The organism is Neobacillus ginsengisoli (assembly GCF_030813055.1).
The window spans coordinates 1-25,899 of the sequence record NZ_JAUSTW010000014.1 but is presented as its reverse complement, the minus strand read 5'-3'; the positions used below and the strand labels follow the sequence as shown (position 1 = coordinate 25,899).

The window sequence follows — 25,899 nt, the reverse complement described above, 5'->3', positions numbered from 1 at the left end:
TCTTCAATTATCCTGCCATTTAATTGAAGAAGAAAAGGGCTTTACTCCTTTTAAAGAGAAGCACCCGATAGATGAAATAAAGAAATTGAATTTTTCCTTAATTTCTCGATTATTACTTTTCTTTTATTCTTCACCATCATCCCATAGGTTGATAATGTCACCCCAAAAAGATATTCTTTTGATATTTTCAAAATCTATATGGTCATAATCCTTAAAATTAAATTCAACTAAAAAATAAGAAAATAAGTTCTCACCATAATATATAATATCAGATTGGTGTACAGACATAATGGGGTTCCCTTTTTCAAAGGGGGTAGACGGAATGTACCTATGGGAATATAATGGTATTAATTTTGGTGCTTTATTGTAATACATAGTAGCAATATTTACCGCATCTTTTAAAGAAGAGGGCTTTTTTCCCCAATCCTTCATCCAAAATTCATTATGTTCAATATCAAAAACAATACCTTCTAATGGCCAGTTTAATCGATCAGTTATACTTTCAATATTTTCTTTACTTTTATCAATCCAGTTTACAAATCCATCTGAAATAGGTAAGGCAAACGTAAGAAATTCTTTTAAGTCTGGTGGGAACTGAATGTTGTATAATACCTCTATTTCATCGATTTCTTTATGTGTTAATCCCGTTGTAAACTTCACACCTTTTTCTGTTAATTTATTCACTATTTGAACAGAATCCATTGATGTATAACCTCCCTAAAGAATGTCAATAACAAAAGCTTCCAGTGGCAGCTAGATCCTCAAGTAATGCACCCATTTATTTTGATTTATCCATCCTTCTTCTTAGCCTTTTAAGTGCAGTTTCCCTCGCCTTATATTCATATAGTCCTTTTTCAACATTTAAGCTTTCTAAAACTGGAATTACATCTACGCAACCAAGCTTCCCAAGCCCCTCAATTGCGTGTCCACGGACAGTTTTGTCATTAAGGCATTCAATGAGAACCTTATAAGCCTCTATACTTTTAGTTCTTGCCAAAGTTCCCATTAGCATTTTTCTGGCAATGCCATACTTAGGGTTTTTGCAAATTTCTAGTCGTTTTTTCTATAATGGTCTTTATTTGAATGTCCAAGTTTAATCACTTTTCGCTTAATATCTGCTACCTCTTTAATTAGTAGTTCAACATCGAGCGCTAATGCTCTTATCTCCTTTCGGATAATGTGAAATTTTCCGTCAATAAGGTACATTCCCACCTTTTTTATAAACCTTATTTTCCTAATCATGGGTAGGCATCTCTCTGTGCAGAAGGCTCGTTTCCATATTGATCGAGGACAACTCATCCATGGTCATGGAACATTCTTTAAGCTTTCAATCTACCTTATATAGATATAATCTATTTAAAGTATGCATTTTAGTAATATTTTGTCATGTTTTGACATCTTTTGTAGAATGTATTTTCATTTTGATTTTGATTGTTCATAATTACTTTGGTTGACCCTTGGACGTTCTAGGAAAAAGGGGAAAATTATCTATTAATTGGAGGTAAGCATTTTAATGTGGGTAATCACCGTCTATTCAAAAGAAAACATTACGATGTTTGAATTTCACACAGAAAACGAAGCAAGAGAAGCTTTCGAGAGCATTCAAGGTTGTAAGATTCTTTCAGAAATTGTTTACTTTAATGATCATGATGTTGCTTAAACCGCTGTTAAAGATTTTTCCCAGGAGAGCTTAGTATTTTTTGACTAGGCGGTAACAAAAATGAAAATAAACATAAGGAGAACATTGCATGTCAACATTACGTGAAGAAGCATTACAAATGCACAAGGAAAATCGCGGAAAGCTAGGAGTTCATTCAAAAGTTCCAGTACGAAATGCGAAAGATTTAAGTCTTGCATATTCTCCAGGTGTAGCGGATCCATGCATGGACATTTATGAAGATGAAAGTAAAGTGTATGATTACACCATGAAGGGGAATCTTGTTGCTGTTGTTTCAGATGGAACAGCCGTACTCGGTCTTGGAAATATAGGCCCGAAAGCTGCCATGCCGGTTATGGAAGGGAAAGCATTGTTATTCAAATCGTTTGCAAATGTGGATGCCTTCCCGATTTGCTTAGATACAACAGATCCGGACAAGATTGTGGAGGTTGTTAAATTATTGGAACCGACCTTTGGCGGAGTGAACTTAGAAGACATCGCAGCACCGAAATGCTTTGAAATTGAAGAGCGTCTGCGAAAGGTTTGTAATATTCCGATTTTCCATGATGACCAGCACGGTACAGCGATTGTCACCGCTGCTGGGTTACTCAATGCTTTGAAACTAGTTGATAAAAAAATAGAAGAAATTCGCGTTGTAGCTAACGGTGCCGGAGCTGCCGGCGTGGCGATTGTCAAGTTGCTGCTCAATATGGGTGTAAAAGACGTCATTTTATGTGATACAAAAGGAATCATATATGAAGGACGTCCGTTGGGAATGAATCAATTCAAAGAGGAAATGGCGCGCATCACCAATAATGAACAAAAACAGGGAACATTGGCAGATGCCCTTGTGGGAGCGGATGTTTTTGTTGGAGTATCAGCTGCAGGTGCCGTCACGAAAGAAATGGTTCGTTCTATGAATCCTCATTCGATCATTTTTGCCATGGCCAATCCGGTGCCGGAAATCATGCCGGAGGAGGCAAAGGAAGCGGGAGCACTCGTAGTCGGGACAGGCCGTTCTGATTTTCCAAATCAGGTCAATAACGTACTAGCATTCCCGGGAATTTTCCGTGGTGCTTTGGACGTTTGCGCAAAAGAAATCAACGAAAAAATGAAACTGGCAGCCGTTTATGCGATTGCCGGATTAATCACAGATAAAGAACTTCACCCTGATTATGTGATACCAGATCCATTTGACCGTAGAGTAGCGGCTCATGTAGCAGCAGCCGTTGCTCATGCTGCAATCGAAACAGGTGTTGCTCAAAAGTTTGTTCATACGGAAAATGTGAAAGAGCACTTATTAGCGTTAACAGAAGAAAAACAACCTGCTATAGTATAAAACTAGTCCTAAGCCGATTTCCTAAGACGATAAGGAATCGGCTTTTTATTATTGCCTCTTCTAAAATAGAGCCTGATTGCTGAATAAGAACAGCCCATTTCTTTGACTGCCAATTTTACATAATTACCTTTAGCCGCAGTTAATTTTTTTATCAAAAAGACTAAATTACTACCGGAAAGATACCACAGCTTCTTTGGATCCCTTCCAAGCCCTGTTCAGCAGTCTACGTCCTGTAAGCCAAATTGCCACTCCGGTCCCCCACAATATCAGGGCTGAGCCAAAACCGACAGATGTCCACCATACCATAATTTGATGATTCTCCCAGGTAACTCTCACAGGTAAAGTTAGCAGCGTGATTGCCACAAGCAGACAGAGGAGTGTACCCGAAATGTAATGGATCTTGACCTGGAAAAGGTGCGCTAGCTACTATAATACACTTGCTCCTGCCTCGACACAAAATCTAGCGGTTTCTGTATTAATGCCACTGTCTACCTCGATTTCAATCGATAATCCGCTACCTTCAATCACCTCTGAAAGGGGTGCATTATTAAGAAAATATCTAAGTGATAACATAATTGATAAACACCCATGATAGCCAGTGCAATACCAAATCCTTTTATCGCTATTACAAGGATCAATTCAGATACATAATATATTTAACATCTATCCATTTTATGAAACAAATCCTTAAATGCATATAATTCCTTAATGAAAAATAGGAATAGGATTATTTTACATTTTACTTGGACTTTTATAATAAAAAGGCCTGTTTGAGAAATGTTTCTAAACAGGCCTTAAGGTATTATATTTCATTATTCTCAAGCATTTTTAGTAACTCTTTTAAAGCAAAGGATTGATAGGCTTCATTTTTGGTAATAATCCCAAGCTCCCAATAGAGATGCGGTGAATCGACTGAAATAATTTTGATATTGCTGTTAAGGAGTTTGTTATGTACAGATTTAGGCATTAATGTAATACCAAGATTAGATAAGACAAGTTCAATAATTAAATCCCATTGTGAGCTTTGATAGGAAATATCTGGTGAGAACCCTGCTTTCTCACATGAATGTTTAATATAGTCATATAAGGAAAAATCCTCGGCAAATAAGATAAACTTCTCGTCCTTCAATTCACTAAGTGAAACAGAGCCTTTCTGAGCTAACCTGTGATCCTCATGGAGGTATAAAACGATTTCATCTTGAATAAACGGATAAATATCAAATTGTTGTTCATTTGCTGGCAGCACAATCATACCGAGATCGATTTCTCCGTCTTCAACAAGCTGGCAGATTCGCTTTGCACCAAGTTCAACCAACTTGAGCGTTACTTGTGGATACTTTTTGTGAAATTTTTCAGCGATTCTTGGGAAAAACAGGGTTCCTACCAGCGGCGGAACACCCATTTTAATTTCACCAACGCCAATCTCGATAAGTTCATCTAAAAGGATATCCAGCTCCGCTAATGCCCCGAGCACCTTGTGACCTTGCTGGTAGACGATTCTGCCAGCATCTGTCAGGCGCAAATTTCTCGTAGAGCGGTCGAAAAGCTCAACATGAAGTTCTTCTTCTAGTTTTTTTACAGCTTTACTTAATGAGGGCTGCGTTAGGTAGGAATGTGCCGCTGCTTTGGTAAAACTTTTGTGGGCAGCCACTTCAATAAATGATTTTAAGTCACGTAATTCCATAATAGGCACCTATTTATTCCTAATATTCATAGTATTTATTCTATTTATTCATTTTACTTATAGAAGTCTTGGTTGTAAAGTGTTAGTAAAGAATAATTAGAATTTTAAGATAATGATGATAAATACGATAACTGAAGGAAGCGGAAGAGAGGAGAGATTACAATGTCAACAGCAGGGTTAGAAGGGGTTGTGGCAACCCATTCTGGAATCAGCTCAATTATTGATGGTGTATTAACTTATCGGGGGATCAATATTGATGACCTAGCCAAGTTTGCCAGCTTTGAAGAGGTTTTGTACTTATTATGGAATGATGAATTGCCTACAAAGGAAGAACTGACTCAGCTTAAAAAGGACCTTGCCGAACAAGGTTTGTTACCGAATGAAGTCATTTCTTTAATGAAAACCCTCCCAAAAAATACACATTCGATGGCAATGCTTCGGACTGTTGTTTCAGCTCTTGAAATGTATGATCCAGAGTCGTTTGATATGTCTTTTGAGGCAAATCGCCGAAAGGCTTTAAGGATTCAAGCGAAGATTGCCACAGTGGTAGCTGCGATCCAACGTGTAAAAGAGGGAAAAGAAATTTTAGCTCCTAAAACGGAATTTTCTTTTTCGCAAAATTTCTTATATATGTTAAACGGCGAAGAACCAGAGGAACTTGCAATTAAATCACTTGATACTGCCCTGGTCCTTCATGCAGATCATGAATTAAATGCATCCACGTTTTCTGCTCGTGTAACAGTAGGGACGCTTGCAAATATTTATGCTGGAGTTGTATCAGCAATTGGGACGTTAAGCGGTCCGTTGCACGGCGGAGCAAACGAAGCTGTAATGAAAATGCTCGAGGAAATTGGAGAAGTTGAAAATGTTGAATCCTATATTAATGAAGCGCTCGTCAAAAAGAAAAAGATTATGGGATTCGGACATCGTGTCTATAAAACAGGAGACCCACGCGCAAAATTCCTAAAGAAAATGTCAAAGGAACTGACTGCGCTTAAAGGCAAGGAGAAATTATATCAAATATCTGTAAAAATTGACGAAATCATTCAAAAGGAAAAAGGGCTTCTTCCTAACGTGGATTTTTATTCTGCATCGACCTATCATAGCTTGGGAATTGCAAGAGAATTGTTTACTCCAATCTTTGCTGTCAGCAGAACTTCAGGATGGACAGCTCATATTCTAGAGCAATATGCCAATAATCGTTTATTCCGTCCACGGGCAGAGTATATTGGATCACAATTAAGAAAATATGTGCCAATCGAGGATCGTTAAAATATTTTTTTGTGAACTTTCATTTTTAATAAAGGATAGTTTAAAATGGTTAAAACTTATGTTTATTCAAATTTTTAGGTTTAAGTAATCCTATTAAGTCATTAGGGGTCGGGTGAAAAATGAAACCAAAAATTTATATTACAAGAAGCATGCCAAATGAAGTTGTACTTTTGCTGCAGGAAAATTTCCAGCTTACTATTTGGGAAGAGGAAGACTTTGGCATACTCGAGCAAGCAATCGAGAATGATGACAGAGATACTAGTAATACAGCTTTTTTATAAGTGTAAGATAAATCGTCTGGTCTCGCTTAAAATCCTGAACAGGGATATACTGTTCAGAATTTTTTTTATTTTGTATATATCACTTTTTTTAGACACCTCCAGTTTTCCCGCATATTGGTGAATCACTGAACCACTACATCATGGAAGAAGCCTTAAAAGGATTAACTGGATTGTGTATAGTTTACCACTACACTTGTTTTGGCTGACCAAGATAGAAGGGACATTAGGACAGTCTCCCTGTTTCTTTCCTATTTAACGTTATGTAAACGTCCAATCCCTTCTACCTCGACAAATTTTCAACATTTTATGAGGAGGCTATAATGATGAACAAGATAATCACTTATTTTGTCAATGGGGAAGGTTATGAATCTACTGAACACAAACTTACTGTAACATCCATTTTATCGAATGCTGGTTTAACTTCACCAGAAAATTACCGTTTGATTCGTGACAACGGTAATAAGCCATTAACTGATTATGAAGAAGTTGTCTCTCTTCACGATAATATCAGGTTCACTGCACTGTTTTAGGGACCAACCCCCACATCATGAGGTGACGAAAAGATGACTAACCAACTATTGGAAGAATTTTTTCGAAATCAAGGATATATTGTTGAGAATGTCTTAGGACAAGACCATAAAACCTATATCGTCATCCGAAATTATTGTATTCCTGCCGGGAGTTTAGCTGGTAAGACTTGTCACGTAGGGATTGAACAAACCAGTTCTGTCCCATACGTGGCTCCTCCTGCCATCCATACATTTCCAGTTTTGATTCCTATGGATATGAGTAGCAACCTTCGCACTCAACCAATTGGACTTGGGCCGGAGTGGCAATACTGGAGCCGGGTTTTAAGGGTTCCTCCTATTCCTAAAGCATATGGAATCCTATATCGCTACGATCTTTAGTGAGGTGTACCTTGATGATCAACAGTCAGGATTATAGAGGACAAGCATTTTCAATTGCCATGAACGAATCCATGGATCGATCTTAAGAGAACACTTGAATAAAGGCACACTTCAGGAAGACCTTAAATTTGCTCTATGGATTCCAAGTCGTGGAAGTAGCCGTTTTACGGCTATTCTCCACGATCTTGTATTACCTGAACATGGGGATCGTATTTTACAAGGGAATGTTGCTTTTACCCCAGAGTACATTCAAAGAGTTCTAGAAGTAGCCGATGGAAAATTTGGCATTTGTACGGTCTTTATTAATCAACTGGTCAATTAGCCATTCTTCATTTTTATAATCAAATTTTTTTGTTTTTCGTTCTTCAACCTTAATCCCGTGTTTTTTTATCCAAACGTGTACATTGCTACCACTTGTTCCGATAAGTTACGCTATTTATTAGGAAAACTCTTTTAATTCTAAATACTTTTTAAAAGAAATTTGTTTCAAATGAAAGATTAACTAATATGGACTTACTATGCAGCGGCTGAACTCTTTCTTTAGGATCAATATAGGCTATCGTATTGTTAACTGTCGTAGGGCCCTCACCAAATCCTGAGGCAATTTGTTTGACCTTTGCTTCATTTGTACAAATATCCCTGCAGCGTGCCTAATAGTGGCTCAGTAATGTTTATGAACCTTCTTTCTAATGTTAGAAATTAGCCAAGTCCCCGCACTGACAATCCTCCATCACTGGAAATGATTTCTCCGGTGATCGCGCGTGATTCATCAGATGCTAACAGGACGTACGCCGCAACGTGATCTTCTGGCATCTGGGCGAGTTGAAGCGGGTTTCGCCTTTTAATGTTGCTTGCCTTCGTCTCATTATCCACGATTTTCACAAATGGATGCAGTGGTGGAATAACCGTGAGTTCTGTCAGTGTGCCTCCTGGCGCTACAGCATTTACCCGAATATTTGGCGCGAGTTCGAACGCAAGCTGGCGCATCAGTCCGACTTGAGCGTGCTTGCTTGCTGTGTACCAAACTCCACCGCCATCAGGATAGAAACTTGCACCTGACACTGAAAAAATAATATTGCCATTTGTTTTTTGCAGTTCTTCAAGTGCTGCTTTCACACCGAAAAATGAGCCTTTTAGGTTAATATTGAGTAGGTAATCATATGCCTCTGAAAGCGCATCAGAAGTCACATCAGCAAATTTGGCAAATCCATCGAAGACGCCAGCATTAGCAATAAAAACATCCAACTTTCCAAATTGCTTTACTGTAGCTTGAACCACTTGCTCATTGTCCTCGTATTTGCTTACATCTCCCTGATAAATGAGAATATTTTCACCAAATTCTTCTTTCATTTTCGCTAACTTTTCTTTAGAACGGCCGATAATGCCCACTTTTGCTCCTTCTTGTATAAAACGGCGTGTGACAGCTTCTCCTATTCCTGAAGATCCACCTGTAATGATCACTACTTTATCTTTTAAGACCGCTTCCATTGTATCCAACCTCGCTTTATTAATTAACTGTTATACAAAAATAGCCAGATTTCTTGTATTAATCGTTGTTTGATCGACAATAAATACTCGCTTGGAAAGCTTCCATTCCCCATCAACATAGGTAAATTCGTCCCGGCGTTCTCCTGAAATAATATCATGGTGAATATCTGTGCTGCGGCTGCGGTATATCGTTAAATAACTGTTTACTGCCGCTTTTTCATTTGGAATATACTCTAGGAGCTGTACATTATTTACCGATCTCCTTGTACGGGATGGCGGGATTTCAGCCCAAGCATAATCAGTCTTCAAACGATCCACACGAATTTTCAATAATTCATAGTCATCATTAAAAGCAAACATATCTAAGGAAAAATCAGGACGTTCTACTCCTTCTTTATTGACCCTCACCGGCATTTGATAGCAAATATTCGAGTGCAGCAAATGAAACCATCCATCAAAATCGATATCATCAAGATACTTTGCCTCTCTATATAACCATTGTTCAAATTCATAGGTTGCCAGCATTTTTTCGATACTCATTCTAATTCCCCCAATCATTGAAAGCTCTTTCATTAAAGGCATGCCACCTATTTCAACCTTCCCATAGCGGATTACTTCGTCATCAAATCCAACCAATAACGATAGAAGTTCCTTTGACTAGCCTCAGTAAATTTATCATCAAAGACAACACCCGGACCAGTAAAATCCTTATCTGGCTTTCTATGCAAGCCCATTGTATAGTTAAAGGTTAATTGTTTCATCAATGGCATGGCACCAGAAGCAGCAGCGGTAATATCCGTGAATACTTCTGTATCGTCCTGTTCAAAGATTCCTGAAGGGCTGAAGGTTAAAACAAAGGATTCACGAGATCGTCTTTTCCAGTCTTCAGAAGCATTTTTCTCTACCAAGAACCAGGTAATAACCTCCATTTTATCCACATCAACAGGTCTCCAAAGCCTAACGGAGGTATTTGATATTAACTGACCTTTTATCTTTGTATGAGAAATTAAAAATGAAAGATTTGGGAAAATGTTTCCAATCATATTTTTTAAATTACATAAAATATCGTATTGTTTATCGGTTAAATTTGACTTATATTCTTCTCTCAATTCCTCAGGAAAAGCAAAATCTGGATTCGGGGTACCTAGATTTAAGCCATGTCCATTCTCGGTGTAGATTTGATATCCCTTTTTAGAATAAGTTGCGCTTGGTACCATACCTAATTTGGCAATGGAACCATGAGTGACCATCGTGTGATAGGAATCACCTACAAAGTTATCAGCACCAATTTTCCAGTTTGAGTGGATAATGAATCTTTGCGGCGGACCTAAAACTTCCATTTCAGCGCGGCCTGCTAAAATATCGATATACCATTTAAATTCCCCTAAAAAGTCTTCTAAAGCTTCGGCTTCATTATTCCATGTTCCAAAAAGAAGGCCTTTGTAGGATTCAACTCTGATTTTATAAAGCCCTAAGCGAGATTTATCCAGTTCGTCTCCATAAATATCCTTCTGAAGCGGTACACCGATGCAATCTCCAGTGTTTTTAAAATTAAAACCATGATATGGACAAGTAAAGGAAGATTTATTTCCTGCATCCGCCCGGCAAAGCTTCATGCCGCGGTGTGTGCACATATTATAGAGACCACGGATTTCCCCATCCGCACCTCTTGAAATAATAACGGAATACCCGGCAACATCTCGTGTAATAAAATCGTTCTTGTTAGGAATTTCTGATTCATGTCCTACAAACAGCCATGTTTTTAAAAACACTTTTTTGTGTTCAATTTCATATACACTGGGATCCCCTAAAAGATAAGCAGGAATAGCGCCAATTTCCGGTTGCACAGATTCTTTTAAGTATTCAATTGTTTCTTTTTGCGACATTTCTTCTAAATTTATGTTAGTTTTTAACATCTGCTTATTCCCCCTAAGTAGTAGATTTTAGTTCATAAATTGGGTTATCCGGTCAGATATTTTATATGAAAAGAACATCCACCAAATTAGTTTAGCATTTATCCAACTAGAATGGATGCATCTTTATTCTTCAGCGATGAAAGGACACTTAATGCAGCTAAGTAGCTCGTTTTTGGATTATTAGGCATGGGATTATTTTCTACATGCAATGATAATTTCCCGAATGAGCCTGTTGCTTCTATTATATGGCTATTTTTTTCAATGCCAGGATCAGATATAATTTTAACATTTGTATTTTCCGGTCCAAGACCAGCCAAGGACAAGATAATCGATACATTAATATTTTTGGGGAACAACTCGATTGCATCCGCTGCTGAACCTTCGAACATTACATGTTCAAGATTTGTTGGTGCTCCGGGCAATGCTCGGGGAGGTTTCCTCGTTATGATCGAAACAGATTCAAGTTCTCCGATGGATTTTGCTGCTTTAATAATATCCAAACCGCCAATTGCACCGGATGGTAAATAAATTTTTGTCCCTTTTTCAATGCAAATTTCTTCAAGACTTTGATAAAAATTCAAATCAGCAAGTGCTCCGACACTGCTTAATACTAAGTCTTTTCCACTTTTTAAAACATGAGCGGCAATTTCTTTCGCCACTTGGACGGTTGCCGCTTCAATAATCACATCCACATTTGATTGAATTAATGATTGGATTGTTAAATAGCACTCTGCTTTAAACTGTTCAGCCAGTTGTTTCGCCGATAATTCATTTCTTGTATAAAGTCCAACAATTTTCGAGTTTGGCAGAAGACCATCCATATTGATGCTCTGAAGGAGGAATTTTCCAATATTTCCTCCTCCAATTAACCCAATTCTCATTTAAACTTCCCCCTCTTAGTTTGCTAATCCGTAAGAGTCTGCAAAATATTCCAAGCCGCAATGTCTTACTTCACGGGATAAGCCGCTTTCTTTTAATCCTGGGAAATCTAAATGAAGATCTTGAAAGATCGTATGATTATTATGAAACACCGCTCCAGCTTCTAATCGGTCTGCCAATTTAATTGCCATCCCTTCATCCTCAGTCCAAACAGATGCTCTTAAACCAAACTCACTATCATTTGCAAGCCGAACGGCTTCATCCACATCAGAGAAAGACAGGATTGGAATAACAGGACCAAATTGTTCTGCACGGACAATTTCACTTTGCTGATCTACACCGGTAATGATAGTAGGTAAAATATAATATCCTTGTTCCCATGATTCCGGGTCTAATTGAATTCCACCCGTGATGACATTTGCACCGGATTCCTCTGCTCGTTTGATCAGACCATTAACATAATCAAATTGTGATTTATTGTTTAACGGACCCATTTCAACATCCGGTTGAATTCCGTTTCCCACCCGGATTCGGCTAAATTCTTTCTTTAATTTTTCGACTACTTCACCATATCTTGATTCATGCACATAGATTCTTTTAATCGCTGAGCAAACTTGTCCTGCAGCGCGCAGGACGCCGAAACGAAGTTTCTTGATCGCTGCTTCATCCAAATTGGCGTCAGGGAGAATAATCGCAGCATCATTTCCGCCGAGTTCTAAATAAAGTTTCTTGACCGTTCCGGAAGCAGAACGGATGATTTCTTTACCCGTCTTAGTACTTCCAACAAAGGCAATCGTCTTAACCCGCGGGTCGGTGCAAAGTGCATCTCCAATCACACTGCCTGAACCCGTTAACACATTAATAACACCATCCGGAAAATGAGATGCTAGGACTTTTAAGAATGTCATAATCGTCAATGGACAGCTGGTTGCAGGCTTTACAACCACTGTATTTCCTGTTAAAATTGCTGGAATTACCCGTTTGAACGTTAGTATCATCGGTGAATTCCAAGGTGAAATGATGGCTGCAACTCCGCGTGGTCGCTTACGTATTTGTACTTTTTGATTGCCGGGGAGGTTTTCCGGTTTCCACCATTCTAATAGCTCTTTTGCTCCTTGGATCATAATATCAGAACAGCGGAGCAAATCTTTTTTTGCCTCCACTAAGACTTTTCCATTCTCTCGAACAAGCAAGCTCACATTTTCTTCAACGATTGATTTAATCTCTTCTGCCGCCATTTTCATGCGGTGTGCCCGATCTTCTATTTCACTTTGAGACCAGCTTTCATATGCCTTAGCAGCGGTTTCAACCGCTAATTCGACTTCATTTTTTGTACAAATCGCCACTTCACCGACCACATCAGTATGATTAGCCGGATTGATGACATTTGCTGTCTTTTCAGCTTGAATCCACTTACCGCCAATGAGATATTTGCTGGATACATATGGATGTGTTGAAATCATTTCCATTCCTCCTTACAACTTTTTCGGTTTGAAAGCTTCTGCAGCACCTGGAGGACCTCCAAAAGGTTTAGCCATTGGGCCGACTGCTTCCATATCGACAACAATCATCGTTGGATTTTTTGTGGTTACCGCTTTTTCAAGCTCCGTTACAAATTCTGCCGGCGAGCCGATTCTGGATGCATCAAATCCCATGGATTGGGCTAATAACACAAAGTCAGGACTTAACAGATCGACCGCAACTTGACGGCCATATGCCGCACTTTGGATATTTCTTAGCACTCCATAACCCGCATCATCAAATAAGACAATAATCATTGGAAGTTTTTCTTGAGCAGCTGTAGCCATTTCTCCAACATTGACCATAAAACCGCCATCTCCTGCCATCAGAACAACCGGGCGATTTTTATCTGCCATTTGCGCACCAATCGCAGTTGGCAGTCCTTGACCAATTCCGCCGCCGGAGGCATGGATTGATGTTCTTGGTTCATAAATTTCAAATAAGCGGCTTCCCCATACATTCGCTTGAACAGTTACATCTCGAACTAAAATCGTATTTCGGGGTAACACTTTACGCATCCCGTCAAGGATTTGTTCGTATGGTCCAAGCGTTGCTCTTAACTGGGCACGTAATTCCTCCCGAACTGACTGCACTTCATCTAAATATGCAGGGTTGGGAATAATGGATAGTTTAGATACCCCATGGTTTATCGCTTGGAGGATTTGTTTGGCATCCCCTACTAAACTATTAGTAGCTTCATAGTTTCGATTGACAGCAAGCCAATCCGCATCAATGGAAATATGCTCCTCTGGAACGGTAACCTTCCAGTTCGAGGTTTCATTTCCTCTAAATCTGACTCCGACACTAATGAGTAAATCAGCATTTTTAATTAAAATTTTCGTTAACTCATTTGCTGCAAAATGTCCGATACACTGTGGATGATCTTCCGGAATACTTCCTTTTCCGGATTGGCTTGTAACCACAGCTGCACCAATAGTTTCTGCTAGTTTTTGAAGTTCCTTTGATGCTCTGGAGGTAATCACGCCTCCACCCGCCCAAATAACCGGCCGGCTGGCATTCTTTATTTTCAATACTACCTCTTCTGGAACGGATGGAATCGTTTGATTAACAGATGCGATAGTTTTTATTTCTTCAATTGAATGATTTGGGATAATGGCAGATTGAAAATCGATTGGAATTTCAAGGGTTACCGGCCCGGATGGATAAGCAAATGCTTCCTGGATTGCTTGTCTGACAACTGCTGCTGCCTGCTCAGGCCTTCTTAGACGGATGGCCTTTTTAGAAGCTCCCTCCATTATTGACAACTGATCTTTACACTCATGGATATAGCCTCTTCCAGTTCCTAAATAAGGAGATGCAACTTCGCCAGTAAGATGGAGAACTGGGACGCCTGCTGCCCATGCTTCAATTAAAGAACCTGCAGCATTTCCGGCTCCTGTTCCAGTACTTGTAATGACAACACCCAACTTACCGGTAGCACGTGCATATCCATCTCCCATATTTGCTGCACCGCTTTCTCCGCGGGAACATACTAAATGAATACTTCCTTCGCGAAGAATGGCATCATAGATGGGCATATTGTGGATACTGACAATACCAAATGCGATTTCCACGCCCGCACGAACAAGTTCTTTTACCACCGCATCAGCTGTGGTAAATTCCATTTGCTTTTGCTCACTCATCATTTATTCCGCCTTTTTCTATTATTAAAGCGCTTTCCCCAGCGCTCCAGCTGTTTCAATTGTTGAACCCGATACATAACTAGCTTTACTTGAAGCTAAGAATAAAATAACACTCGCTACTTCTTCTGCTTCCCCTACTCTTCCTAACGGAATATTTCTCTTTTTCGCCAAGTCGGCATAATAGTCTTCTACCTTCATATCAGGAGCATTTTTCAATCTTCTCCGTTCCCATTGGTCGGTACGAATCAGACCAAGGCTCACAGAGTTTACTAAGATATTATCTGCAGCAAGCTCCTGTGATAAGGTTTTACTTAAATTCAATAAACCCGCTCTTGTTGCTGCTGTAGCAACCATATGCCTTTCCGGTTCTTTTGCCAAGGTGGCATTGATATTAATGATTCTGCCGCCGCCACGTTTCACCAAATATGGATGAACTGCTTTCACCGCATAGATAATAGCAAAATATTTTAATTGAATTTGCTGTTCCCATTGTTCATCGGTCACATCAAAAAAGTATCCCATAACACTTTGGCCGGCAGCATTTACGAGTATATCGATTCCTCCAAAAAACGTAGCAGTCTCTTCAATAAAATGATTAACATCCTCTTTATTTGTTACGTCACAGGTAGCGGCATAAATGAATTCTGCTGCACCAAATTTCAGAAGATGATCATATGCTTTTTCTTTTCGCTCAGCATTTCTTCCGCAAACAGCTACTTTGGCACCTTCTTGCAAAAACATCTCGGCTGTTTTCAAACCGACTCCAGATGTGCCGCCCATAATCACTGCCACTTTATCTTTTAGTCCTAAATCCATCATGACACCCCTTTTACTAAATCCTTTAAACTAGAGTATTTACGGCTGCCCATCCCGGATCAGGAATGCCTGCCATCGCTTTGCGGGCCTCCGGTTTTGGCGGTCCAGCAATTCCCCATTGATCCATTAGGTGTGGTACCCGTTTCCAGACACGCGCTCTCCATTCCGATTCGTCTTCAATCGTTTCTAAATAGCAGGTATATTCCATAACAAATTTTCCTGGATCTTGGAAGTAACAAAAAACATTGTTCCCGGGACCATGACGTCCAGGCCCCCAAAGCTCTTGATATCCCGCTTTTCTAACATTAGCGATTCCTCTCATCACTTCATCGACAGTATCGACTTCATAAGCAATATGATTTACAGAGGCATGGTTATCTTGATTAAATGCAATCGAGTGATGCTTTCTGTTACAGCGCAAGAAGGACATTTGATGCTCGCTCCAGTCCGTAACCTTGAACCCTAGTACATCTGTATAAAATGCTGTAATCATGTCAAGGTCTTTTGTGTTCATGACGACGTGGTTCAGTTTGACCGGGTCAACATTTTTCTTGTTCCAAATGGATGTATGAATTTCTACCCATGCTGATAACTCAATACAGCGATTTTCCGGATCAAGGAAACGAAGACCATACCCTTTTCCCTCTTCATCTAAATATCCCGGTTCCGATACAAGTCTTACACCTTTTGAAGCAAGAATTTCAGCAGCTCTGTCGACCGCGTTTTTATCAACCAATCCAAAAGCGATATGGTGAAGGCCACTTTTTTCGCCTGCATGTAAACTTAATATATGATTTTCAGGACCGGCCCCGCGGAAGTAAACCGTGTTCTTATCTTCAGCCACCTTATCAAGACCCCAAATTTTTTCGTAAAAATCAGCCTGCTCTATAAGAACAGGAGTAATTAATCCAATATGCCTTAAGTGTGTGATTCCTAACATGATGCCACCTCCATTTATTCGTACCAAACATCCTTATAAAACCGACAAGGATGATCCTGTATGCATTTAAGAGGACCATCCCTGTCAACCAAGGAATTTACAACAATCAGGGAGTTTGTTTTACCCTAGAAACAACTGCCTAATTTTTAACTTATTTTCCGTTAATGATTGCTTCTCTTTCCTTTGTACGTTTGATTCGAAGTTCTTCTAATGCACTTCCTTCTGGATAGGTTGGAAGATTTGGCTTAACAGCTCCCAGCATTACAAGCATTAATGCCTCTTCATCACCGTCGTTTCGAAGGCCGCGGTATACCCCAGGAGGTGAACTGATGCAATCTCTCTCATTTAAAACGATTTCATGTACTTCATCACTGCCTACTTCTTGAATGAGTGCTGTGATGCTTCCTTTAATAATAAAGAACACTTCTTCAACATCGTCATGTAGGTGAAGTGGACCTTGGCATCCTGTAGGTAAAACCATAGTGCTTAATGTAAAGTGTTCAGCTTGGATAACATTTGCATCATTGTTAGCTGTGGCACCACGGCCGATGTATCTCATTTGTGCTCTGCGGTAGGATGGATCAATTTCTTCTTGGAATTTCAAAACATTCCAATCTAACGTACGATCTTTTAATCTCGCAACATATTTCTTTTCAAATTCAGGCAAATTAAATTTTTCAGTAGTCATTTTCAACACTCCTCATTTTCTGTTTTATATATGAAACATTGTTTTCTTAATAATTTAATATTAAATCCCAATATTATAATTGTCAATTATAAATATTGAGAAATTTTTAAATACTAAAATATGTTTTATATACAAAATTATAAGCTGTTTTTTCTTTATGCATTCTTTAAACGGTTACCCGATTGGCCGGCAAATTTTCGATCTTAAGTTCCTCAGCTTCTTTTTTCAAAGTAAATAAGTACGCGATGAAACCAAGAGAAGCAGCAATAATCAACATTACTATCGAAGGACCAAAATCACCATGTGCAAGATCCACCATCCAGCCCATGATATAGCTTGCAAAACCGCCAAGGATGTTGGTAAATCCCATTAAACCAGCTGCACGACCTGCTGTTTCAGGTGTTGAAAATTTAACATTGAATAAATTACTTAAATGGAAAACCCCGCCTTGAGCTCCCATCGCTAAGCCCATACATACCCCTGCCAAAACAGGTTGAGGGGATAAAATCGCAGCCGTTAAAAATAAGCAAGTTAAAATAAAGAGAATGGTTGCCAGTAAGCCTGGGCGTTTCGTCTTATCAGATAGAAATCCGCAAAGCAGGACGAAACCTAATGCAAACAGCCATGATAAAGAAGTAATACCTGTCATGGCTTCCCGTGAAAAGCCCTTTGCACCAACCAGATAGGTTGGAAGCCATACACTAATTCCGAAGAATAAGAAGGACGCTACTAACATTCCGAACCAAACAATCCAATAGCGATAATCTTGTGCAAAGTTTTGTTTTTTCGCCATTTCATTGGAATCAGACTGACGGATAAAGGCCAATTCACTTTTATCTAGTCGTGGATGTTCTTCAGGAGTATCACGAGTAAGGAAGATAAACATCGGAAGTACGATTAAAATATTGAAGCCGGCAAGAAAGAAAAATGCAGCCTGCCAATGGAACGTAGCGATTACCATGGTTAAGATAAAAGCTCCGCAAGCCGGCCCCAAGTAATTTCCCGCAAGCCAGGAAGATTGAGCACGGCCTAGTTCACGTTTGTTAAACCAGTTGGAAATGAATTTTCCACAAATCGGAATCATCATTCCTTCGCCAATTCCGAGGATAACCCGGCTTATGATAAACATTTCATAAGAAGTGGATAGCCCGCCAATAATCATTGTAATCGCCCAGACAATAAGACCAAGAATTCCAGTTTTCCTAGCACCCAGTTTGTCGATTACAAATCCCCAGAAAACATTGGATAAGGCATATGAAATGGTAAAAATAAACGTAATCATCCCAATTTTCGAATTTTTATCTGCACCTGTTAATCCTAAATCCTTTAAAAAGTGAGGGTCGGTTTGGATTATGGAAATCCCTAATTTATCAATTTGTCCAAAAAACCAAAAGAAGAAAATCGGTAATGCGATATAAATCCACCTTTTGTTGCCATTAAACATTAAATAGCCCCCTTTTGTTTTAAACCCGAATGAACACGCTTCCAAAAAGTATTTTAAGTATACATTATCATACCTTATGAATCAGAATTCCTCCTTTTTATTATTTACTGGATACCAATTGTGTTTTATATACAAAACACAGTTTCCTATATATTTTATTTTAAAATGTTGTGAAAATTGTGTCAACAAAAAAATATCTACTTGTTTTATATAATAAAATTAGTTTCATATATTAAACGTTATTCGAATTTTTGAATAATAAAAAAAGCTTGCGATAATCGCAAGTCTTTCCTTTTTAAGTATTATATCCCATAAATCCTGAAAGCATTTTGGATATTTCCAGTACTTTTGGTAAGGCAACTTTTTCAATGTATTCACTATGAAAGGTCGTCTCCGTTGTGACCAAATTAATCGCAGCCATAACGTTTCCACTTCGGTCAAAAATAGGTGCGGCAACAGATTGGATTCCATGATGCAATTCACCTTTTGTAATCGCATACCCTTGCTCACGAATCGCCACTAACTCTTGTTGAAAATCTACAAAATCTGTTTGGGTCCTCTCTGTAAATGGTTTTAAGTTAGAACCATATAAGAACTGACTTAATCGCTCTTGCGGCTGATAGGCTAACTGGATTTTCCCATTGGCCACCGCATGTGCAGGAAGTCTTAGTCCAATATTAACATTAACGGCAGAAACGCCTCTTGCCGGCGCGCTGCCCACATAAACCACTTCATTGCCATCCAAGATGGACAAATGACAGGAGGCTCCTGTTTCATCCCTTAATTTTTCTAAATAAGGCTGAGCAATCTTAGGAAACTTTAATGTACTAAGGAATGAAAAACCCAATTCTAAAACTTTGGGAGTCAGAGTATATCGTTTGGTATTTTCATCTTGATGAAGATAACCAAGAGACTGTAGCGTATACAATAGCCTGAAAGGTACCGTTCGGCTTACATCAAGTTCCTTTGCGATTTCTACCAAGGATAATGTAGGGCGCTCCTCGCTAAAAAGCTTTAAAATTTCTAATCCTCTTACTAAGGAATTTGCATTATAACGTTCTTTTTCTTCTTTCGCCATATACTTTTCACCATCTCGTTGTTATTAATCTGCCTTTTTTCCCATCATATCAGAGTTTAAATATAAAAGGACATATTTTATTGATGTAAGGATATATTTTTACCTATCCCAATTGATGTTAAGAAGTCGATAATGATTGAATTAAAGCTTTCAGGGTCTTCTTGATAACATAAATGTCCAGTATTCGGTATAGTAACAAAATGTGAATCTTGAATGTGTGCATGAAAAATTAGCGATTCACTTACCGGTGTAACTTTGTCCTGTTCTCCACAAATTACAAGGGTTGGAACATTGATAGCAGGCAGAATTTCCATATTATTCAAATGGAATAATGAATAAGCTACCGAGCGGAAACCCATCGGCCTTATTTGTGAATAGATTCTCTCTGCTTCTTTCAATACTTCTGGTTTTGGATCTGGTGAAAGAAGCTCTTTTACTCGCAAATTAGCCAATTCACTTGGTGATAATGATTCTATATTATTTAAACGATTTTTTAATTTCCTTTCATTCTCTTCTTTACTTAAGGCCGCTGAACCTCTTGTTGCATCTGATATAATTAGCGCATCCACCATATGGGGAAAGCGGTAGCAAAACTCAATGGCAATTGCCGATCCCATCGAATGTCCTAGAAGGGTAACAGACTTATAATTTAAGTTTTCAATAAAGCCTTTTAAAACATCTGCAAATTGCTTAAATTCTTTTAATTCCTCATTAGGATCGGAACTTTTACCATATCCGGGAGCATCCCATGCAATAACGGTGAATTGTTCAGAAAGTCCCTTCAATTGTTTTTTCCACGATTGCGAGTTGTTTCCCATACCATGTAATATAAGTAATGGAGGCCCTTCTCCTGCAATCTCAAAATGAATCGTATAATTTTCCACAAGTAAGAACGCCATTTTCTTCCCCCTCATCTATTGTTTTATTGACAAAACTATGTTTTATATATATTATACTAAAACAACTACGGAATAAGTCAACGGAATTTTCAGAAGTTTCATTAACTCTTCAAAAATCCTTGGTTACTGTCCTTCTAACGGAACTGGAAGGACAATTTATGCCAGGTTAAACCAATAATGGCCAGTGATTCCATCAAAACTATCAATTTATCCAAGCTTTGTTCTTTCTTTATAATCATCATACAATCGCCATTGTGCAGCATTTGCCATCTGATGATAGGTAACATCAGGGGTAGCACTGCCTTTTTAGGTAATCCTATATTCGTTCCTATTGCCATGAGTGCAGATATAAGAACGAATTTTTCTTCTCCCTTTGGAGGGCGGTTTGTTGAAGCGTGTATTAACATTTCGACAAATCCTGTCCAGTGGGCTACCACCATTAATAGATCTGTAAGTCTCAATGACACTCCGATTTTCAACTCTTGCATCCGTTTATTGAATATTAAGAAATACAGTGAAATTGAAATTTAATACTTAAACAATAGGGGTGCTTAAGGGCCATTTAATGGAATAACAAAGAACTTCTATTAGCTGACTCTCAGAAGCAGGAGTAGGTTTGGAAGAAATTATGGATCGGCTTGGTCATTCGGATGATGATACAACCAGAAAGGTTTATCTTCACGTCACAAAGAAATTAAAGAAAGAGACTTCTCAAAAATTCGGACAATTAATGAGAAGCCTACAATAATACTTAAGGCGATAGCAAAATGTTAGCATTTCACTCTCACCTCACTCAAAAAACCTCATATATCAAGGCTTTGAGGGCGTTATTTACTAACCGTTGTGAATTTGATGATGGAAAGGCTCGTTATCAAGACAAATACGTTGGTTACATGTCTTTAATGTAAAACCCTTGACAAATCAAGATTTTTTATTCTTCTGTATAGATAACCGCATTTTGTTGGCGGTACCCCGTTAACCAATGTCTAAGCCAAGGGTTTAACATTATTAAATAAAGAACAAAAAGAAGAAACACGCTGAAATCTCAGTGTGCTTCTTAATGACTATGTGACATGGTCCTTCTTCTAATACCTATATGATTAATACTGTAAACCCATAATGCATTTAGCAGTAATAAAGCACTTGTAGTGAAGAACACATAATGAATGCCAAAGAATGCTGCCATTTGCCCGCCTAATACAGATCCTCCGAGAGTACCAATATACTGTGCAGATTGATTATACCCGAAAATACGACCAACAATTTCATCTGGTGCACTTTTTCGGACAAGGTTGTTAATTGATGGCAATAATCCAGCTGTCGCAAGTCCAAGACAGAAGCGCAGTCCCATGAGTTCCCATGGTGTTTTCACAAATGCTTGTGGAATAAAGATAATTCCTGCAACAATAAGTGCTCCGATCAATATTTTTCTTGAACCAATCCGGTCAGCAAGCTTACCTAATCGTGGAGCAGCGATTATATTGGCTAAACCGGCAGCAGCCACCACCATTCCCGCAATCATAGATAAATGGGTTGCATGTGGTGATAATTCTTTTACATAAACAGTAATTAATGGCTGAATAGACATATTGGCAATTTGCAAAATAAATGTGCTAGCAAACAATGAAATTAGCAATCTCGTATCAGGAACTAGCTTCCAAACTTGGCTAAAGGCTAACGGTGTTTTATGAACAGGTGTAAATTCTTCTTTTATCAAAAATAGAACGGCAAAGAAGGCGATTAACAATAACACACTTGTTACAACAAAACAGCTTCGAATTCCAGAGAATTCTGCAATAACCCCCCCCATTAAAGGACCTAGAAGTCCGCCACTAACGGAGCCTGTTGAAAGTGTACCGAGTGCCCAGCCTGAATTTTTCTTCGGTGTTTGTGTTGCAACTAATGTAACCGATGCAGAAATGTAACCGGAAACGGCACCCATTACCATCCGTAATGCGAGTAATTCATAAACGTTTTGTACAAATGTCATCATAAAAACGACAATGGCCATTCCAAGGCTCGCACGGAGTAACATTAGTTTTCTGCCCTTTTTATCTGCAAGTCTTCCCCAAATAGGCGAAACAATGGCTGAGATTAAAAAGGTTGAACCAAAAATCAATCCAGACCATTTTTCAATATCTGAAGTTGCGTGTACTCCTAGCTGATCTATATATAAAGGTAGCATAGGGGCTATTTGACTCATCCCCGCGGCCGTCACAAATGAACCGAACCAACAAACAAATAAATTTCTTTTCCAATTCTCCATATAAACACCTTTCTAATTATTTAGAATTTATTTCGACTCCCAAAATAATTTATATCCTTAATCATACTCCAAATAATTGATAATGACTAATATATGTATTACTATTTGCTTATAGGTTGAGGACTATCAATAGAGGTGGACAAATGGATTTCTTACAATTAAGGTATTTTCAAACCGTTGCCGATTTTGAACATATGACAAGGGCTGCCAAAGAGCTTACGATTGCACAACCGTCACTAAGCCAAACCATTTCTCGTTTAGAGGAAGAGCTGGGTTTTTCCCTTTTTGATCGAGAGGGAAGGAATATTAAACTAAATCAATTTGGGAAAATTTTTTTAAAAGGAGTAGATAGGGCTTTTTCTGAATTAGAATCTGCCAAGCTTGAGATGGCGGAACTCGCAGGAGAGAGCAAGAATCAAATTTCACTTTCTGTCATGCATACCCCATTATTACCGAATATTATTAGTCAATTTCGTAAGGCATATCCATTCGCCAATTTTCAAGTAAGTATGCATTCTCCCTTGCGACTTGTGGAACAATTGGAAAAAGGGGAAATCGATTTATGTGTTACTTACTTTCCTATTGAGAAAAAAGGAATCAGCTGGATTAATCTTATGGAGGATGAAGTATTCATCATAGTCCCGGATACCCATCATTTGGCTAGGAGAGATAGCATTCAGTTAAAGGAAGTGGCAGATGAACAATTTATTCACAGAGAGCCGACAAATCCCTTCAGAATGCTAACAGATGGTTTTTGTGAAAAAGCAGGATTCACACCGAAAATCGCCTTTGAACTCGAAGAACCAGGATCCATTCATAACTATGTAGAGGAGGGATTGGGTGTATCCTTTTTAACCGAGCATACCCTTCGCTATTCACACTATGAAAAAATTGTTCCATTGCACATTGAACAGCCTGTCTGTACAAGAACGATAGGAATGGCATGGAAAACGGAGCGGCATACTTCAAAGGTCGTTCGGGAATTCCGGGAATTTATGATTGGGTATTTTAAGGAATTAAGCTAAATGAAGTATGGGTATTTTAGGAAATATGTATGGGTTTGTTTGGTTCCTGAGCAACTGCTTTTTCCATGAGTATGGTCATCAATAAAATTTCCATCACAAAAAACGCTCTCCAACATTAGGAGAGCGAGCAATCTATCAACCTTCGTTATGATCATTATCGTGTAATTGCAACGACATAAAAAACGGCTGAAACAACATATTTCAGTCGTTTTTTTGAATTTGATGATAATTTTGCATCATAAGAGAGGGTTTCAGTAGGAAACTATCACTTTATTTTTCAGCCTCACCTTTTTTATTCCAGAACAAAATGATAAAGAATAACAATCCCCTGCAAGCCAATCTGTGTCACTTATCATTCTGTTTTAATTACAAAAATCCTTCTACAACTTAACTGCAGTTAGCTCATAATCCTTATTTCATAAAATGGCCCGATTACTGAACAAGAAAAAATCCTACATATCAATTCAGGACTTTTGATCAAACTTTTTTACAAATTATCAATCTTTATTAAAAACGATCAGACTTTTTTATAAATTATCGAACTTTATTTCAAAGCCACACCTTGAAAATGAAGTGTGTCAAAGTTATTTGGGTCTAACATATCTGAAGCGCAAACGGGTAGTAGAGGAAATAAAAAGCTTTCTTAGCTGATATGTTCAACATTATTAAAAATAACTTATATGTTACATATATAAGTTATAATGACATATATCTAGAAATATATTTTAATAATATTTTAAAACATAGATGGGATTAATAATTAATTTTAATTTGGTTAATTTACGACTTACCAAATAGCATTGGTAGCAAGCAATACTGCAAGTTTGCAATCCATTAGTTTTCCATCCACAACGCTGCGAATCGAGCAGGCTAACTCCTCACTCTGGCTGTCCTTCAATAAAAAAATCTCTTACATCATCTTTTAATGCACGTTGAAAATAAACAGTGCTTGCAAAAGTTGTTATAATAATTACTTTGCATACCCGCTCTTTTAAGACATATCTATATCCATGATACAAACATCCAGCTGTAATTGGTAAACAAGAGTAAGTGCCTCTTCTCCATCCCTCGCCTGCCCCACCACTTCCATATCATCTTCCAAATTCAGTAGGGAAATAAATCCTCTAACAGTTTTTCCTAATTCTCTGCAATTACAATTCGAATCATTTAAGTTCCCTCGTTTATCGGGCGGCCACTATTAAGCAAAGATTCCCATTATAGTTCAGGTGTAACTTGAACGGAAATACTATTTCCAGCTAAAGATTTGACGTCTTTAAAACCCACAAAATTCTAGTTTTCCTCATCCCATAGGCTAAAACGGAGTGACCGCTAGCTTGAAGCAAGGGATATCGTTAGACGTTTTGTAAAAGAAGCTTATTATTGTGTTAAATTAGGCTTACCTAATGATATCTTGTACGGACATTATGCTTTAACCAAACACTTTAGAAAATTCTAAAATGATTCTCCTGAATTCGTAAATATACAAATTCCACTTCCCTGCTACTGACCAAGAAAACTATCGGTGAATACATTTTTTATCCGTTAAACTAGCATTCCTCATATTACTTGGAGTATATTAACTAAATATAATAGGTTGTTTTAGGTGTTTATAAGTAAAAGGAGTGTATAATTCGGATGTTAAAAATTGAAGTGCCAAGAATCGAAAAGGTTATGATTAGCAAGGATGCCAAGTACGGAAAGTTTGTCGTTGAACCACTCATGCGAGGATTTGGAACGACACTTGGCAACTCATTACGTCGCATCCTTTTATCTTCACTCCCCGGTGCCGCTGTCACTTCCATACAAATAGATGGGGTGCAAAATGAATTTTCAACTATTGATGGGATAGAAGAAGATGTAACAACTATCATTTTGAACATAAAAAAATTATCTATGAATATTTTTTCTGACGATGAGAAAGAATTGATGATCGATGTACATAGAACCGGTACAATAATCGGACGGCTACGTTCTTCATCAATTACCCATGGATGCACCCATCGTTCCGCTACACCAAAACCCATTCATCCAAGGCAAAGGCGGGATACATCTAAACCCGCATTTCCAAGTTTTGTATATTCCATTTGATTGCTCCTCGCTTTCCAAATAAAATCGTTAACCATCGACTACTATTATAAACAGAAAGAAAACACTT

At 38.3% G+C, this 25,899-nt stretch carries 25 protein-coding genes and 4 pseudogenes; 10 read left to right on the top strand and 19 right to left on the bottom strand.

The annotated features are described in order from the left end of the window. Nucleotides 1-123: 123 nt before the first annotated feature. Nucleotides 124-702: an SMI1/KNR4 family protein gene (locus J2S10_RS25485; RefSeq protein WP_307413719.1), complete on the bottom strand. Its 579-nt coding sequence runs from the start codon at nt 700-702 to the stop codon at nt 124-126. Between the two features lie 76 nt (nt 703-778). Beyond that, a complete protein-coding gene (locus J2S10_RS25480) occupies nt 779-1,006 on the bottom strand; it encodes a HEAT repeat domain-containing protein (RefSeq protein WP_307413717.1) in 228 nt (75 codons plus the stop codon). Between the two features lie 507 nt (nt 1,007-1,513). Here J2S10_RS25480 and J2S10_RS25475 point away from each other — a divergent pair. Both J2S10_RS25475 and J2S10_RS25470 read left to right on the top strand, forming a co-directional pair. Further along, nucleotides 1,514-1,660: a hypothetical protein gene (locus J2S10_RS25475; RefSeq protein ID WP_307413716.1), complete on the top strand. Its 147-nt coding sequence runs from the start codon at nt 1,514-1,516 to the stop codon at nt 1,658-1,660. 88 nt (nt 1,661-1,748) lie between these two features. Beyond that, a complete protein-coding gene (locus J2S10_RS25470; RefSeq protein WP_307413715.1) occupies nt 1,749-2,996 on the top strand; it encodes an NAD(P)-dependent malic enzyme in 1,248 nt (415 codons plus the stop codon). Between the two features lie 429 nt (nt 2,997-3,425). On the opposite strand, the pseudogene J2S10_RS27565 reads toward J2S10_RS25470, so the two are convergent. Together J2S10_RS27565 and J2S10_RS25460 are read right to left on the bottom strand one after the other, a co-directional pair. Then, a pseudogene (locus tag J2S10_RS27565) lies at nt 3,426-3,506 on the bottom strand (ribulose-phosphate 3-epimerase); the annotation flags it as partial. A gap of 292 nt (nt 3,507-3,798) precedes the next feature. Further along, nucleotides 3,799-4,680, bottom strand: coding sequence for a LysR family transcriptional regulator (locus J2S10_RS25460; RefSeq protein ID WP_307413712.1), 882 nt, complete (start codon nt 4,678-4,680; stop codon nt 3,799-3,801). A gap of 162 nt (nt 4,681-4,842) precedes the next feature. Between J2S10_RS25460 and J2S10_RS25455 the strand changes: the two genes are divergently transcribed. From J2S10_RS25455 to J2S10_RS25435, 5 genes are all read left to right on the top strand, one after another. Continuing rightward, entirely contained in the window at nt 4,843-5,952 is a 1,110-nt protein-coding gene (locus J2S10_RS25455) for a citrate/2-methylcitrate synthase (RefSeq protein ID WP_307413710.1), read from the top strand. Between the two features lie 119 nt (nt 5,953-6,071). Further along, nucleotides 6,072-6,233 carry a hypothetical protein gene (locus tag J2S10_RS25450; RefSeq protein ID WP_307413708.1) on the top strand — a complete coding sequence of 54 codons (162 nt, stop codon included), beginning with the start codon at nt 6,072-6,074 and terminating at the stop codon, nt 6,231-6,233. 323 nt (nt 6,234-6,556) lie between these two features. Beyond that, complete coding sequence (locus tag J2S10_RS25445) at nt 6,557-6,763, top strand: hypothetical protein (protein WP_307413706.1); 207 nt, start codon at nt 6,557-6,559, stop codon at nt 6,761-6,763. 33 nt (nt 6,764-6,796) lie between these two features. Beyond that, complete coding sequence (locus J2S10_RS25440) at nt 6,797-7,141, top strand: hypothetical protein (protein ID WP_307413704.1); 345 nt, start codon at nt 6,797-6,799, stop codon at nt 7,139-7,141. A gap of 94 nt (nt 7,142-7,235) precedes the next feature. Further along, nucleotides 7,236-7,463 (top strand): hypothetical protein, encoded by a 228-nt coding sequence (locus tag J2S10_RS25435; protein WP_307413703.1) that lies wholly within the window; start codon nt 7,236-7,238, stop codon nt 7,461-7,463. Nucleotides 7,464-7,840: 377 nt separating this feature from the next. Here J2S10_RS25435 and J2S10_RS25425 read toward each other — a convergent pair whose 3' ends face one another. From J2S10_RS25425 to J2S10_RS25365, 13 genes and pseudogenes are all read right to left on the bottom strand, one after another. Then, on the bottom strand, nt 7,841-8,629 hold the full coding sequence (locus J2S10_RS25425; protein WP_307413701.1) for an SDR family NAD(P)-dependent oxidoreductase: 789 nt from the start codon (nt 8,627-8,629) through the stop codon (nt 7,841-7,843). Between the two features lie 30 nt (nt 8,630-8,659). Beyond that, on the bottom strand, nt 8,660-9,202 hold the full coding sequence (locus tag J2S10_RS25420; protein WP_307413700.1) for an aromatic-ring-hydroxylating dioxygenase subunit beta: 543 nt from the start codon (nt 9,200-9,202) through the stop codon (nt 8,660-8,662). A gap of 38 nt (nt 9,203-9,240) precedes the next feature. Next, nucleotides 9,241-10,545: an aromatic ring-hydroxylating dioxygenase subunit alpha gene (locus J2S10_RS25415; protein WP_307413699.1), complete on the bottom strand. Its 1,305-nt coding sequence runs from the start codon at nt 10,543-10,545 to the stop codon at nt 9,241-9,243. A gap of 98 nt (nt 10,546-10,643) precedes the next feature. Beyond that, nucleotides 10,644-11,426 carry an aspartate dehydrogenase gene (nadX, locus tag J2S10_RS25410; protein WP_307413698.1) on the bottom strand — a complete coding sequence of 261 codons (783 nt, stop codon included), beginning with the start codon at nt 11,424-11,426 and terminating at the stop codon, nt 10,644-10,646. 15 nt (nt 11,427-11,441) lie between these two features. Continuing rightward, nucleotides 11,442-12,887: an aldehyde dehydrogenase family protein gene (locus tag J2S10_RS25405; protein ID WP_307413697.1), complete on the bottom strand. Its 1,446-nt coding sequence runs from the start codon at nt 12,885-12,887 to the stop codon at nt 11,442-11,444. Nucleotides 12,888-12,899: 12 nt separating this feature from the next. Beyond that, nucleotides 12,900-14,588 (bottom strand): thiamine pyrophosphate-binding protein, encoded by a 1,689-nt coding sequence (locus J2S10_RS25400; protein ID WP_307413695.1) that lies wholly within the window; start codon nt 14,586-14,588, stop codon nt 12,900-12,902. Between the two features lie 24 nt (nt 14,589-14,612). After that, on the bottom strand, nt 14,613-15,404 hold the full coding sequence (locus J2S10_RS25395) for an SDR family oxidoreductase (protein ID WP_307413694.1): 792 nt from the start codon (nt 15,402-15,404) through the stop codon (nt 14,613-14,615). 25 nt (nt 15,405-15,429) lie between these two features. Further along, nucleotides 15,430-16,344, bottom strand: a complete 915-nt coding sequence (locus J2S10_RS25390) for a VOC family protein (protein WP_307413691.1) — start codon at nt 16,342-16,344, stop codon at nt 15,430-15,432. A gap of 151 nt (nt 16,345-16,495) precedes the next feature. Continuing rightward, the gene (locus J2S10_RS25385) at nt 16,496-17,032 is read right to left on the bottom strand and encodes a cupin domain-containing protein (protein WP_307413689.1); all 537 of its coding nucleotides are present in this window, start codon (nt 17,030-17,032) and stop codon (nt 16,496-16,498) included. A gap of 166 nt (nt 17,033-17,198) precedes the next feature. Continuing rightward, nucleotides 17,199-18,476: an MFS transporter gene (locus J2S10_RS25380; protein WP_307413688.1), complete on the bottom strand. Its 1,278-nt coding sequence runs from the start codon at nt 18,474-18,476 to the stop codon at nt 17,199-17,201. 295 nt (nt 18,477-18,771) lie between these two features. Continuing rightward, nucleotides 18,772-19,554: an IclR family transcriptional regulator gene (locus J2S10_RS25375; RefSeq protein WP_307413685.1), complete on the bottom strand. Its 783-nt coding sequence runs from the start codon at nt 19,552-19,554 to the stop codon at nt 18,772-18,774. Between the two features lie 77 nt (nt 19,555-19,631). Further along, nucleotides 19,632-20,453, bottom strand: a complete 822-nt coding sequence (locus tag J2S10_RS25370; protein WP_307413683.1) for an alpha/beta fold hydrolase — start codon at nt 20,451-20,453, stop codon at nt 19,632-19,634. 234 nt (nt 20,454-20,687) lie between these two features. Beyond that, nucleotides 20,688-20,914 (bottom strand): annotated as a pseudogene (locus J2S10_RS25365) (Tn3 family transposase); the annotation flags it as partial. A 155-nt stretch (nt 20,915-21,069) separates the two neighbouring features. Here J2S10_RS25365 and J2S10_RS25360 point away from each other — a divergent pair. Then, nucleotides 21,070-21,201, top strand: coding sequence for a hypothetical protein (locus J2S10_RS25360; RefSeq protein ID WP_307413680.1), 132 nt, complete (start codon nt 21,070-21,072; stop codon nt 21,199-21,201). Between the two features lie 309 nt (nt 21,202-21,510). Here J2S10_RS25360 and J2S10_RS25355 read toward each other — a convergent pair whose 3' ends face one another. Beyond that, nucleotides 21,511-22,719, bottom strand: a complete 1,209-nt coding sequence (locus tag J2S10_RS25355; protein WP_307413678.1) for a multidrug efflux MFS transporter — start codon at nt 22,717-22,719, stop codon at nt 21,511-21,513. 143 nt (nt 22,720-22,862) lie between these two features. Between J2S10_RS25355 and J2S10_RS25350 the strand changes: the two genes are divergently transcribed. Then, nucleotides 22,863-23,744 (top strand): LysR family transcriptional regulator, encoded by an 882-nt coding sequence (locus J2S10_RS25350; protein WP_307413675.1) that lies wholly within the window; start codon nt 22,863-22,865, stop codon nt 23,742-23,744. Nucleotides 23,745-24,582: 838 nt separating this feature from the next. Here the strand turns inward: J2S10_RS25350 and J2S10_RS25345 are convergent. Next, nucleotides 24,583-24,911 (bottom strand): annotated as a pseudogene (locus tag J2S10_RS25345) (response regulator); the annotation flags it as partial. A 468-nt stretch (nt 24,912-25,379) separates the two neighbouring features. On the opposite strand from J2S10_RS25345, the pseudogene J2S10_RS25340 reads away from it, so the two are divergent. Beyond that, nucleotides 25,380-25,733, top strand: a pseudogene (locus J2S10_RS25340) (DNA-directed RNA polymerase subunit alpha); the annotation flags it as partial. Between the last annotated feature and the right edge of the window lie 166 nt (nt 25,734-25,899).

What these genes read in the sequence shown, in the direction of transcription:
- J2S10_RS25485 (WP_307413719.1), bottom strand. Translation starts at nt 702, where the DNA reads ATGGATTCTGTTCAAATAGTGAATAAATTAACAGAAAAAGGTGTGAAG.
- J2S10_RS25480 (WP_307413717.1), bottom strand. Translation starts at nt 1,006, where the DNA reads ATGGGAACTTTGGCAAGAACTAAAAGTATAGAGGCTTATAAGGTTCTC.
- J2S10_RS25475 (WP_307413716.1), top strand. Translation starts at nt 1,514, where the DNA reads ATGTGGGTAATCACCGTCTATTCAAAAGAAAACATTACGATGTTTGAA.
- J2S10_RS25470 (WP_307413715.1), top strand. Translation starts at nt 1,749, where the DNA reads ATGTCAACATTACGTGAAGAAGCATTACAAATGCACAAGGAAAATCGC.
- J2S10_RS25460 (WP_307413712.1), bottom strand. Translation starts at nt 4,680, where the DNA reads ATGGAATTACGTGACTTAAAATCATTTATTGAAGTGGCTGCCCACAAA.
- J2S10_RS25455 (WP_307413710.1), top strand. Translation starts at nt 4,843, where the DNA reads ATGTCAACAGCAGGGTTAGAAGGGGTTGTGGCAACCCATTCTGGAATC.
- J2S10_RS25450 (WP_307413708.1), top strand. Translation starts at nt 6,072, where the DNA reads ATGAAACCAAAAATTTATATTACAAGAAGCATGCCAAATGAAGTTGTA.
- J2S10_RS25445 (WP_307413706.1), top strand. Translation starts at nt 6,557, where the DNA reads ATGAACAAGATAATCACTTATTTTGTCAATGGGGAAGGTTATGAATCT.
- J2S10_RS25440 (WP_307413704.1), top strand. Translation starts at nt 6,797, where the DNA reads ATGACTAACCAACTATTGGAAGAATTTTTTCGAAATCAAGGATATATT.
- J2S10_RS25425 (WP_307413701.1), bottom strand. Translation starts at nt 8,629, where the DNA reads ATGGAAGCGGTCTTAAAAGATAAAGTAGTGATCATTACAGGTGGATCT.
- J2S10_RS25420 (WP_307413700.1), bottom strand. Translation starts at nt 9,202, where the DNA reads ATGAAAGAGCTTTCAATGATTGGGGGAATTAGAATGAGTATCGAAAAA.
- J2S10_RS25415 (WP_307413699.1), bottom strand. Translation starts at nt 10,545, where the DNA reads ATGTTAAAAACTAACATAAATTTAGAAGAAATGTCGCAAAAAGAAACA.
- nadX (WP_307413698.1), bottom strand. Translation starts at nt 11,426, where the DNA reads ATGAGAATTGGGTTAATTGGAGGAGGAAATATTGGAAAATTCCTCCTT.
- J2S10_RS25405 (WP_307413697.1), bottom strand. Translation starts at nt 12,887, where the DNA reads ATGATTTCAACACATCCATATGTATCCAGCAAATATCTCATTGGCGGT.
- J2S10_RS25400 (WP_307413695.1), bottom strand. Translation starts at nt 14,588, where the DNA reads ATGAGTGAGCAAAAGCAAATGGAATTTACCACAGCTGATGCGGTGGTA.
- J2S10_RS25395 (WP_307413694.1), bottom strand. Translation starts at nt 15,404, where the DNA reads ATGGATTTAGGACTAAAAGATAAAGTGGCAGTGATTATGGGCGGCACA.
- J2S10_RS25390 (WP_307413691.1), bottom strand. Translation starts at nt 16,344, where the DNA reads ATGTTAGGAATCACACACTTAAGGCATATTGGATTAATTACTCCTGTT.
- J2S10_RS25385 (WP_307413689.1), bottom strand. Translation starts at nt 17,032, where the DNA reads ATGACTACTGAAAAATTTAATTTGCCTGAATTTGAAAAGAAATATGTT.
- J2S10_RS25380 (WP_307413688.1), bottom strand. Translation starts at nt 18,476, where the DNA reads ATGTTTAATGGCAACAAAAGGTGGATTTATATCGCATTACCGATTTTC.
- J2S10_RS25375 (WP_307413685.1), bottom strand. Translation starts at nt 19,554, where the DNA reads ATGGCGAAAGAAGAAAAAGAACGTTATAATGCAAATTCCTTAGTAAGA.
- J2S10_RS25370 (WP_307413683.1), bottom strand. Translation starts at nt 20,453, where the DNA reads ATGGCGTTCTTACTTGTGGAAAATTATACGATTCATTTTGAGATTGCA.
- J2S10_RS25355 (WP_307413678.1), bottom strand. Translation starts at nt 22,719, where the DNA reads ATGGAGAATTGGAAAAGAAATTTATTTGTTTGTTGGTTCGGTTCATTT.
- J2S10_RS25350 (WP_307413675.1), top strand. Translation starts at nt 22,863, where the DNA reads ATGGATTTCTTACAATTAAGGTATTTTCAAACCGTTGCCGATTTTGAA.